The sequence below is a fragment of the Streptomyces sp. NPDC038200 genome, assembly GCF_055600785.1.
The window spans coordinates 1-10,121 of record NZ_JBVJYH010000046.1 but is presented as its reverse complement, the minus strand read 5'-3'; the positions used below and the strand labels follow the sequence as shown (position 1 = coordinate 10,121).

The following is a 10,121-nucleotide window of genomic DNA, read 5'->3' as shown; positions in this document are numbered from 1 at the left end:
TCGTTCGCCATCACGGTCCGGCCCGTCCGAACACAAAGCATCATATAGCTTGATGGATTCCTCACGGCCATGAACGTCAGGGCATACGACGACGCCCACCCCTCCACTCCCGGACTGAAGATTCCGGACATATGGTGCACAATCCTAAGGGGGGTCGATTCTGTCCCAGGATAGTGGGCCCGGGCGGTGGAACTCGGACATCGAACCCACCGACGAGGAGGAACGAGAGATGCAGGAAGTGCGGTTCAGGAACCGGACCTGGGACGTGGCGGCGCATCTTCGAGTGCCCAAGGGATTCGACGAGAACGAGAAGTACCCCGCGATCATCTGCGCCCACCCGATCAGCAGCTGCAAGGAGCAGACGGCCGGCGGCATCTACGCCGAGCGGCTCACCGAACAGGGCTACATCACGCTCGCGTTCGACGCGTCGTACCAGGGCGAGAGCGGCGGCGAACCCCGTTATCTGGAGGACCCGGGGTCACGCGTCGAGGACTTCCGCTGTGCCGTGGACTATCTGATGACGCTCGACTACGTCGACGAGGACCGCGTCGGCGTCCTGGGCGTCTGCGGCGGCGGCGGTTACGCCGCGAACGCCACGATGACCGACCACCGGATCAAGGCGCTGGTGACCGTGGTCGCCGCGAACTACGGCCGGCTCATGCGCGAGGGCGACCTCTCCCCCGACGCGGCCGTCGCGACGCTCGAGGCGGTCGGCAAGCAGCGCACGGCCGAGGCACGCGGCGCCGAACCGCACCTCACGACCTACATCCCCGGGTCGACGGAGGAGCGGGAGAAGGCCGGCATCACCGACGTCGACACCGTCAACGCCGTCGAGTACTACCGCACCCCCCGGGGGCAGCACCCCAACTCCCCGAACAAGCTCCGCTTCTCCGGTCTGGAGGCGGCCTTCGGGTTCGACGCCTTCCACTTGGCCGAGGTCCTCCTGACGCAGCCACTGCAGATCATCGTGGGTGATGTCCCCGGCGCCTTCGGCTCCTACCGGGACGGGTACGAGCTGTTCGACCGGGCGCGCTCGGAGAAGAAGGACATCTTCGTGGTGAAGGGCGCGAGCCACTACGACCTCTACGACCAGCCGAAGTACGTGGACCAGGCATTCGAGAAGATCACGCCTTTCTTCAAGGACAACCTGTAGTGACCTGCCGCCGGAGATCCTGCGGCAGGTCGCCGGGCGGAGCGGTGCGGGCCGCTCCGCCGGCGTCCCTTGAGGGGGCGGGGTTCAGGGTGTCGCCTCGACGCGGGGGCCCATGGCTTCGAAGATCAGGCCCAGCCGCTCCGGGTGGAGCGCCTCGCTGATCACCATCTCCGGCGTGTCGTAGCGCGCCGCTAGCGCGTCGACCGACTCCTGCAGGCTGTCGGTCTCCAGCTCGTAGATCGCGAGGTAGCCGTAGGGGGTCGCGCTCCGCTGTGCCGGAGCCAGGCGGAACCGCTGCGCGGAGACGAATCCGGGAACCCTGAGCGCGTCGTACACGTGGATGTTCGAGTACCAGTCGTTGAACTCCTCTTCCTTCCCCTCGACGGGGTTGGTGAGCACGACATAGGTGTATCTCGGCATGACATTCTCCTGCTCAGTCGGAATCAAGAACAGATCGCTTGCCGGGAAAGGGAATGCAGCGAGGCGGCGTCGATTTCCTTTCCGGAGGCGCGCAGCGCAGCCCAGTGCTGCGGGTCATGATTGACCCAGACGGTCACGTCCTGTCTGGTGCCGAGCAACTTCAGCTTGCGCAGCGAGTCGAGTTTGTTCCCGATGTCGGCGTCGAACGGCATGCCCACCGTGGTGGCGGTGTTCTCCCGCAGGTGTGCCGCGTCGCCGGTGAGGATCAGCGTGTGCTCCTCGAAGCGGAGCCGGAGTCCGAGGGAGCCAGGGGTGTGGCCCGGCAGGGACAGCAGGGTGACGCTGCCGTCGCCGAACATGTCGTGGTCGTAGCCGGCCGGCAGCTCGTTCCACCGGATCGCCGCCGCCGCCCTCAGATCCTGGTCCCGGAAGAACCCCGCCGTATGCGGGTCCGCGTTGCGGGCGTAGCGCAGTTCGCCGGCGCCGACGAAGCCCTCGGCGTGCGGGAAGTGGTGCAGTCCGCCGGTGTGGTCGAAGTGCGCGTGCGAGAGCACCACGCGCTTGACGTCCGTGGTCCGGAGGCCGAGTGCTTCGAGCTGCCGGTCCAGTCGGCGTTCCGCGGGGAAGTCCATCTCGAACATGGCGGCCAGCGGCCCGTACGCGCCGGCCGGGTCGCCCGCGGCCTCGGTCGCCAGCCCGGTGTCGAACAGCAGCAGCCCTTCGTCGTGCTCGACCAGGAAGGACGGGGCCGGCAGGGTCACGTCCTCCCCGCCGCTTCCCAGCAGCAGGACGCTCTTGTCCACGGTGAGGGTGGGGGCGTCGAGCGCCCACAGGCGCCGGATGGTTCTCGACTTGCTCATAGGTGTCTCCGTACGGGAGCGGTGCGGGTCTCGGCTTGCGGACACGGCGGCGTCAGAACTCGAAAACGCCCTTGCCGTCGGTCTGCCGGTCGAACCACTCGTAGGCCTCGGCGGCCTCGTCGAGCTGCCAGCTCCTGGTGAACAGGGCGTCCACCGGCAGGCCGCGGGCGGTGACGAAGTCGGCACAGCGGGCCTGTTCGACCGACGAGAGCGTCCAGGACGTCATGAGGGTCCACTGGTTCTTGTAGATGTCCTGCGTCTTGAACTCCACGGGCCCGGGCAGCCCGATGAAGCACGCGCGTCCCCACTTGCCGAGGACCTTCAGGGCGTCGGCGCCTGCCACGCCCGAGGTCTCCAGCACCAGATCCGCTCCCCGGCCCCCGGTGAGGCCGTGGACCGCCTCGCGGATGTCCGCCGCGGCGGAGTTGACGACCTCCCGGGCGCCGAACTCGCGTGCGCGTTCCAGTCGGGCGTCGTTGATGTCCACGCCGATGACGCGCGCGCCAAGGGCGGCGGCCAGCATGGTGCCGGACAGGCCGACGGGGCCCTGGCCGAGGACCACCAGGGTGGCGCCGCCGAGGTCGCCCAGGCGCCTGAGTCCGCCCCACGCCGTGCCGGTGCCGCAGCCGATGGCGGCGCCGGCCTTGTAGCTGAGCGCGTCGGGGAGCGGCAGCAGCGTACGGACCGGCACGACCAGGTAAGGGGCGTGCCCGCCCGGCTCGTTGACGGACAGCAGGCGCACATCGCCGCCGTCGCACATCTGCGGCCAGCCGGACCTGCAGTGGTCGCACCGGTCGCAGCCCCAGTAGTGGTGGATCATGACGCGGTCGCCGACGGCCACCGTCTCCGGGTTCACTCCCGGCCCCACCGCGTGCACGTCGCCACAGGGCTCGTGCCCCTGGATGACGTCCGCGCTGCCGCCGAAGGCCGTCGACCCCCGATAGGAGTGGAGATCGCTTCCGCACATCCCCGAGGCCCGCATACGGACGACCGCTTCCCCGGGCCCCGGCCGCGGCTCGGGAAAATCCTTGAGGACCGCACGGCGATCGCCGGGAAACGTGATTCCTTGCATGTCCTGCCCTTCACCTTGTCAGACTTCCGGCACCGTAATGCCGCGGTTACGTCCGCGTTAAGGCTCGTGCACTTGAAGATTCCCGAATCAGTGATTCGAAACCAGGAAATTGAAATGGAGTGCCCTGTGGGATAGGTTTCGGGGCTGCCTGACCGGCAGAAAAAGAAAAGTCCGAAGGAGCCCTCCACAGTGGTCGTCCAGCACGAGTCCCACTACATCGACGGGGCTTTCCGGCCCGCCGGCTCGGCGCACCGCATCCCCGTCGTCGACCCGGCGAGCGAAGCGACGTTCGCCGCCATCCCCGACGGGTCCGCGGCCGATGTCGACGCCGCCGTCCACGCCGCCGACGGCGCCGGAGCCGAATGGGCCGCGACCGGTCCCGCCGAGCGCGCCCGGCGGCTGCGGAACCTGGCGGACGCGTTCGAGGAGCGTGCCGAGGAGATCTCCCGGCTCGTCACCCGGCAGAACGGCACCCCCATCACCGTCTCCCGGGCCATGCAGCAGCAGGTCCCCCTCAATTACCGCTACTTCGCCTCGCTCGCGGAGAAGTTGGCCGAAGAGGAGCCGCTGCGGACCTCATTCGGCGACGCTCTGCTGCGCCGTGAGCCCGTCGGGGTGGTCGGCGTCATCACACCGTGGAACGGGCCGCAGCCGCTGATCGCCTGGAAGGTCGGCCCCGCGCTCGCGGCCGGCTGCACCGCGGTGATCAAGCCCGCGCCGGAGACCACCCTCGACGCGTTCCTCTTCGCGGAGATCGCCACCGCGGCCGGCATACCGGCGGGGGTGCTGAACGTGGTCAGCGGCGGCCGCGAGACCGGCACCGCCCTGGTCGAGCATCCACTGGTGCGCAAGATCGCCTTCACCGGCTCCACCGACGCCGGCCGGGCCATCGCGGCGGCCTGCGGCCGGGCACTGAAGCGGGTGACCCTGGAACTGGGCGGCAAGTCCGCCGCGATCCTCCTCGACGACGTCGACCTGGAGGCGTTCCGCCCGTTCGTCGCCTCGGCCTGCTCGCCCAACACCGGCCAGACCTGCCGTGCGCTGACCCGGGTGCTCGCGCCCCGCTCACGCTACGACGAGGTGGTCGAGGCCGTCGCCGCGGCCCTGAGCGCCGTCCCGCAGGGCGACCCGACGGACCCCGCCAACCTGTTCGGCCCCCTGGTCTCCGCCCGCCAGCGCGACCGTGTCGAGGCCTACCTGCAGCTGGGGCGCGACGAGGGCGCCGAGGTCGTCGTCGGCGGCGGTCGCCCCGGCTTCACCACCGGCTACTACGTCCAGCCCACCGTCTTCCGCGATGTCACCAACGACATGCGCATCGCCCGGGAGGAGATCTTCGGCCCGGTCCTCGTCGTCATCCCCTACGACACCGAGGACGAGGCCGTCGCCATCGCCAACGACTCCGACTACGGCCTGGGCGGTGGGGTCTTCTCACCCGACCGCGACCGGGCCACGGCCGTCGCCCGCAGGATCGTGACCGGCACCGTCGGGGTCAACACCGCCTCCTTCCCCATGGAAGCCCCCTTCGGCGGCGTCAAGAACAGCGGCCTCGGACGGGAACTGGGGCCCGGCAGCCTGGACCCGTACCTCGAACTCAAGACGATCTTCCGGAGTGCCGGCACGGTGTGAGCCGCATGTCCGCACGGGCCTGGTGCGGGAGGACAGGGCTGTCCCCGGTCGGCATGGCCCGGGGATGTGACCGGCCCATTTCGCCGAAGGGCGACGGCTGTGAGACTCCAGGACACGGCCGGTACGCAACGAGCTGCGAGGCCGCCGCGCGCGGCCTGCCCGCACCACCGTTCCGGAAGCCGTCTGCCCGCACCACCGTTCCGGAAGCCGTAGTGCCCCGGAGCGAAGAGAAGCACAGAACGGAACAGCCCTCCATGGACATACAGTCCGTACGCTTTGCGAACCGAACCTGGGAGGTGGCCGCTCACCTGCGGCTCCCGGACGGTTTCGACCTGCGAAGAAGTACCCGGCGATCATCTGCGCCCACCCCATCACCAGCTGCAAGGAACAGACGCCCGGTGGTGTCTACGCCGAGCATCTGACCGGGCAGGGATACGTCACCCTCGCCTTCGACGCCTCGCACCAGGGGGAGAGCGGTGCCGAGCCGCGCTACCTGGAGGACCCGGCCACCCGGGTGGAGGACTTCCGCTGCGCGGTGGACTACCTGATGACGCTCGACTACGTCGCCGAGGACCGCGTCGGCGTCCTCGGCATCTGCGGCGGCGGCGGTTACGCCGTGAACGCCACGATGACCGACCACCGGATCAAGGTGCTGGGCACCGTCGTCGCTGCGAACTACGTCCGGATCATGCGCGAGGCCGGCGCCATTCCCACGCTCGAGGCAATCGACCCAACAAGCTGCGCTTCTCCGGTCTGGAGGCGGCGCTGGGATTCGACGCGTTCCACCTGGCGGAGGTGCTGCTGACGCAGCCCCTGCAGATCGTCGTGGGCGATGTGCCCGGCGCCTTCGGCTCGTACCGCGACGGCTGGGAACTCTCCAACCGGGCCCGCTCGGAGAAGAAAGACATCTTCGTCGTCGAGGGCGCGAGCCACTACGACCTCTACGACCAGCCGAAGTACGTGGGCCAGGCGCTGGAGAAGCTCACGTCCTTCTTCGGGGAAAACCTCTGACCGACGGGTGACGAGCCGGCCGGGCACGGCTTCGGGAGTCTTCGAGGAGACTCCCGGAGCCGTGTCCGCACCTGCTCATGCGCCGCACGCCGCCCTCCGTTCAGCCACGGCACAGGTTCCGGTTCGCACTACGCGAAAGCGCGGTTCGGAACTTCGCAATTGAACTGGTCCATGGCCCGGGATAACTTCCCGGCGACAGAACGGGAGACTGAGATGACGGAAAAGTCGAGCGGTCCGCTCGCGGGCGTCAGGATCGTGGAGTTGGGTGGCGTCGGGCCGACCCCGTTTTGCTGCATGCTCCTTTCCGATCTCGGCGCGGACATCATCCGTATCGACCGGCCGCCGGGTTACGACGGTGGCGCGCCGGTCCAGCCGCGGTTCAATCTGCTCCATCGCGGGCGGCGCAGTGCGGCGCTGGATCTGAAGAACAAGGGGGCCGTTGACGCGGTCCTGAAATTGGTGCGCGGCGCCGATGTCGTGATCGAGGGTTTCCGCCCGGGTGTCGCGGAGAAGCTGGGCCTGGGCCCGGAGGAGTGTCTGGCGGCCAACCCGCGGCTCGTGTACGGGCGGATGACGGGATGGGGCCAGAGCGGGCCGCTGGCCCAGGCACCCGGCCACGACGTGAACTACGTGTCGCTCACCGGTGTGCTGCACTCCGTCGGCAGGGCGGGAGGGCCGCCGGTGATCCCGCTCAACCTCGCCGGCGACTTCGGTGGCGGATCCCTCTATCTGGCCCTCGGCGTGGTCTCGGCGCTGCTGGAGAGCCGGAGTTCGGGGCGCGGGCAGGTGATCGACGCGGCCATGGTGGACGGTTCGGCGTCCCTGATGACCCTCTTCTACGGACTGCACGCCGCCGGGTACTGGAACGACGAGCGCGGTACGAACCGCCTCGACTCGGGTGCCCCCTGGTACGACGTCTACGAGACGAAGGACGGCCGCTGGCTGAGCGTGGGCTCCAACGAGGCACGGTTCTGGCGCAACACCCTGCGTCTCCTCGGGCTGCGCGAGGAGGACATGCCGGACCAGCACGACCGGTCCAGGTGGCCGGAGATGCGGACCAGGCTCGCCGCGGTGCTCTCGACCCGCACCCGGGACGAGTGGTGTGCGCTGGCCGAGGGCCAGGAGGTCTGCATCGCGCCGGTCCTGTCGCTGACGGAGGCGCCCGGCCATCCGCATCTGCGCGAGCGGGGAACGTTCGTCGAGGTGGAGGGCGTGGTCCAGCCGGCGCCGGCACCGCGCTTCAGCCGGACTCCCGGAGCGATCCAGGGACCGCCCGCCGAGCCGGGGCAGCACACCGACGAGGTCCTGGGCGACTGGGGCCTCACCCCCGACGAGCTGTCCGCACTGCGCGCCGCGGGCGCGATCACCTGATCCGGCTCTTGCGCGCTACCGGTTGCCGGTCGGCGCCGGTGGCGCGGCTGAGGGTGTCCCGGTCGAGGGCGGGTCTCCCGGTCGGGGGTGGGTGTCGCCCTCGACCAGGCGCCGCAGTGAGGGCAGCAGCGCGTCGAGGTCCTGGCCGGTGCGGAAGGCGACGACGGTGGTGCCGCCGTCCGCGGCGTCCGCCCCGGTACCCGGTGCCGGGAACAGGGTGAGCACCTCGCCCATCGCCTCGTCCATCTCGATCACGGGGTCCGCGGACTCACCGCGCAGCCACCGGCGCAGCACGTGGTTGTGGGCGGCGACGACGGAGGCCGCCATCAGCTCGGCGCGCAGCGACGCCGACGTCGTCGGGTCGCCCATCCAGTTCGCGATGAACTCGCGGAACAGCCGCTGGTAGCGGGCCACGCTCGCGATCTCCCGGTCGCGCAGCGCCGCCACCTTGCTGGTCAGGGCGTACCGCCGGCGGGCGAGGTCGCCCTCCTCGATGTAGTGCAGCAGGACCAGGCGGACCGCGTCCGAGACAGCGACCAGAGCGGTCCGGTGGCTGGAGGTCGCCAGCCGGTCACGGATCAGGTCGAGCAGCCGGTCGTGGTCGGGGAAGATGACCGCTTCCTTGGACCGGTAGTGCCGGAAGAACGTCGTACGTCCGACTCCGGCTCGTTCGGCGATGTCGTCGACGGTGGTCTGCTCGTAGCCGCGCTCGTCGAAGAGCGCGAATGCGGCGTCCGCGAGTCGGATCCGCGCTGGTGCCTTGCTCATGACCGCCCATCCTCCCCCGTCTCGGCCACCGGTGACTACTTGCCCTCTACAACGGTACTGAGTACCGTATATTGGAGATTGAGTACCAGAGAAGTATTCGGAGGAGGTCCGTGTGGATTCCGTTGCGCAGAGTGAGTCCGGCCTGCCGATCCAGCCTCTCTACGACGGCTGGGCGCTCACCGGTTTCGACGCGGACGCCAAGCTCGGCGCGCCGGGGAAGTTCCCGTTCACCCGCGGCGTGTATCCGACGATGTACACGGGCCGGCCGTGGACGATGCGGCAGTACGCCGGCTTCGGCACGGCGAAGGAGTCCAACGAGCGCTACCACGAGCTGGTGGCCGCCGGCACAGGTGGTCTGAGCGTGGCCTTCGACCTGCCGACGCAGATGGGCTACGACTCCGACGAGGCGATCGCCCGCGGCGAGGTCGGCAAGGTCGGCGTCGCCATCGACTCGATCGAGGACATGCGGACCCTCTTCCGGGGCCTGCCGCTCGGCAAGGTCTCGACGTCGATGACGATCAACGCCCCCGCCTCCACACTGCTCCTGCTGTACCAGCTGGTCGCGGCCGAACAGGGCGTGTCCGGCGATCAGCTGACCGGCACGATCCAGAACGACGTACTGAAGGAGTACATCGCCCGCGGCACCTACATCTTCCCGCCCCAGCAATCCCTGCGGCTGATCAGCGACATCTTCGCCTACTGCCACAAGGAGCTGCCGCGCTGGAACACGATCTCCATCTCGGGCTACCACATGGCCGAGGCCGGGGCGACACCCGTCCAGGAGATCGCCTTCACGCTGGCCAACGCCAAGGAGTACGTGCGCGCCGCGATCGCCGCCGGGCTTGACGTGGACGACTTCGCGCCGCGGCTGTCGTTCTTCTTCGTCGCCCGGACGACGCTGCTGGAGGAGATCGCGAAGTTCCGCGCGGCCCGCCGCATCTGGGCACGCATCATGCGCGACGAGTTCAAGGCGAAGAACCCCAAGTCGCAGATGCTGCGATTCCACACCCAGACGGCCGGTGTGCAGCTCACCGCGCAGCAGCCCGAGGTCAACCTCGTCCGGGTCGCCCTGCAGGGCCTGGGCGCGGTGCTGGGCGGAACGCAGTCCCTGCACACCAACTCCTACGACGAGGCCATCGCGCTGCCCACCCAGAAGGCGGCCCGGCTCGCCCTGCGGACCCAGCAGGTCATCGCCTACGAGACCGACGTGACCAAGACGGTCGACCCGTTCGCCGGCTCCTACGTCATGGAGTCCATGACCGACGACCTCGAAGCGGCGGCCCTGGAACTGATCCAGGCCGTCGAAGAGCGCGGCGGCGCCGTCGCCGCGATCGAGCAGGGTTTCCAGAAGTCCGAGATCGAGAAGTCCGCGTACCGGATCGCGCTGGAGATCGACAAGCAGGAGCGGACCGTCGTCGGCGTCAACAAGTACGTCCTGGACGAGGAGGAGCCCTACGAGCCGCTCCGGGTCGACCCGCGGATCGAGATCGACCAGCGCGAGCGCCTCGCGGTGCTGCGCGAGGAGCGCGACAAGGACGCCGTCGAGCGCGCTCTCGACGCCCTCCGGGACGCCGCCCGGGGCACGGACAATGTGCTGCCTTCGATGCGCGAAGCGCTGCGGCAGCGTGCCACGGTCGGCGAGGTGTCCCACGCCCTGCGCGACGTGTGGGGCGTGCACGTCCCGCACGACATTTTCTGACCAGCGACGTCCGTGTGGAGCAAGCAATGAACGACATCGACATTCGCACGACCGCGGGGAAGCTCGCGGATCTCCAGCGCCGCATCCACGAGGCGACGCACGCCGGCTCGGAGCGCGCCGTCGAGAAGCAGCACGCCAAGG

At 69.3% G+C, this 10,121-nt stretch carries 10 protein-coding genes; 6 read left to right on the top strand and 4 right to left on the bottom strand.

The features are described from left to right. The first annotated feature begins 229 nt into the window (after positions 1-229). Positions 230-1,153, top strand: coding sequence for an alpha/beta hydrolase (locus ACZ7KF_RS41355; RefSeq protein ID WP_471087823.1), 924 nt, complete (start codon positions 230-232; stop codon positions 1,151-1,153). An 84-nt stretch (positions 1,154-1,237) separates the two neighbouring features. On the opposite strand, the gene ACZ7KF_RS41350 is transcribed toward ACZ7KF_RS41355, so the two are convergent. Genes ACZ7KF_RS41350 through ACZ7KF_RS41340 form a run of 3 tightly spaced genes read right to left on the bottom strand, consistent with a single transcriptional unit; the run spans position 1,238 to position 3,505 of the window. Beyond that, entirely contained in the window at positions 1,238-1,573 is a 336-nt protein-coding gene (locus ACZ7KF_RS41350; protein WP_471087820.1) for a hypothetical protein, read from the bottom strand. Positions 1,574-1,596: 23 nt separating this feature from the next. Next, the gene (locus tag ACZ7KF_RS41345; protein WP_471087817.1) at positions 1,597-2,433 is read right to left on the bottom strand and encodes an N-acyl homoserine lactonase family protein; all 837 of its coding nucleotides are present in this window, start codon (positions 2,431-2,433) and stop codon (positions 1,597-1,599) included. A gap of 52 nt (positions 2,434-2,485) precedes the next feature. After that, positions 2,486-3,505 (bottom strand): zinc-dependent alcohol dehydrogenase family protein, encoded by a 1,020-nt coding sequence (locus ACZ7KF_RS41340; RefSeq protein ID WP_471087814.1) that lies wholly within the window; start codon positions 3,503-3,505, stop codon positions 2,486-2,488. A gap of 189 nt (positions 3,506-3,694) precedes the next feature. Here ACZ7KF_RS41340 and ACZ7KF_RS41335 point away from each other — a divergent pair, with 189 nt between their 5' ends. From ACZ7KF_RS41335 to ACZ7KF_RS41320, 4 genes are all read left to right on the top strand, one after another. After that, entirely contained in the window at positions 3,695-5,131 is a 1,437-nt protein-coding gene (locus ACZ7KF_RS41335; RefSeq protein ID WP_471087811.1) for an aldehyde dehydrogenase, read from the top strand. Between the two features lie 133 nt (positions 5,132-5,264). After that, a complete protein-coding gene (locus ACZ7KF_RS41330; RefSeq protein WP_471087825.1) occupies positions 5,265-5,936 on the top strand; it encodes an alpha/beta hydrolase in 672 nt (223 codons plus the stop codon). After that, complete coding sequence (locus ACZ7KF_RS41325) at positions 5,927-6,142, top strand: hypothetical protein (RefSeq protein WP_471087807.1); 216 nt, start codon at positions 5,927-5,929, stop codon at positions 6,140-6,142. Before ACZ7KF_RS41330 ends, ACZ7KF_RS41325 begins: the two co-directional genes overlap by 10 nt. A gap of 213 nt (positions 6,143-6,355) precedes the next feature. Further along, positions 6,356-7,513: a CaiB/BaiF CoA transferase family protein gene (locus ACZ7KF_RS41320; protein ID WP_471087804.1), complete on the top strand. Its 1,158-nt coding sequence runs from the start codon at positions 6,356-6,358 to the stop codon at positions 7,511-7,513. Between the two features lie 15 nt (positions 7,514-7,528). On the opposite strand, the gene ACZ7KF_RS41315 is transcribed toward ACZ7KF_RS41320, so the two are convergent. Further along, entirely contained in the window at positions 7,529-8,281 is a 753-nt protein-coding gene (locus tag ACZ7KF_RS41315) for a TetR/AcrR family transcriptional regulator (protein WP_471087801.1), read from the bottom strand. 112 nt (positions 8,282-8,393) lie between these two features. Between ACZ7KF_RS41315 and ACZ7KF_RS41310 the strand changes: the two genes are divergently transcribed. Then, positions 8,394-9,980, top strand: coding sequence for an acyl-CoA mutase large subunit family protein (locus tag ACZ7KF_RS41310; RefSeq protein ID WP_471087798.1), 1,587 nt, complete (start codon positions 8,394-8,396; stop codon positions 9,978-9,980). Positions 9,981-10,121 lie beyond the last annotated feature (141 nt).

What these genes read in the sequence shown, in the direction of transcription:
- ACZ7KF_RS41355 (WP_471087823.1), top strand. Translation starts at nt 230, where the DNA reads ATGCAGGAAGTGCGGTTCAGGAACCGGACCTGGGACGTGGCGGCGCAT.
- ACZ7KF_RS41350 (WP_471087820.1), bottom strand. Translation starts at nt 1,573, where the DNA reads ATGCCGAGATACACCTATGTCGTGCTCACCAACCCCGTCGAGGGGAAG.
- ACZ7KF_RS41345 (WP_471087817.1), bottom strand. Translation starts at nt 2,433, where the DNA reads ATGAGCAAGTCGAGAACCATCCGGCGCCTGTGGGCGCTCGACGCCCCC.
- ACZ7KF_RS41340 (WP_471087814.1), bottom strand. Translation starts at nt 3,505, where the DNA reads ATGCAAGGAATCACGTTTCCCGGCGATCGCCGTGCGGTCCTCAAGGAT.
- ACZ7KF_RS41320 (WP_471087804.1), top strand. Translation starts at nt 6,356, where the DNA reads ATGACGGAAAAGTCGAGCGGTCCGCTCGCGGGCGTCAGGATCGTGGAG.
- ACZ7KF_RS41315 (WP_471087801.1), bottom strand. Translation starts at nt 8,281, where the DNA reads ATGAGCAAGGCACCAGCGCGGATCCGACTCGCGGACGCCGCATTCGCG.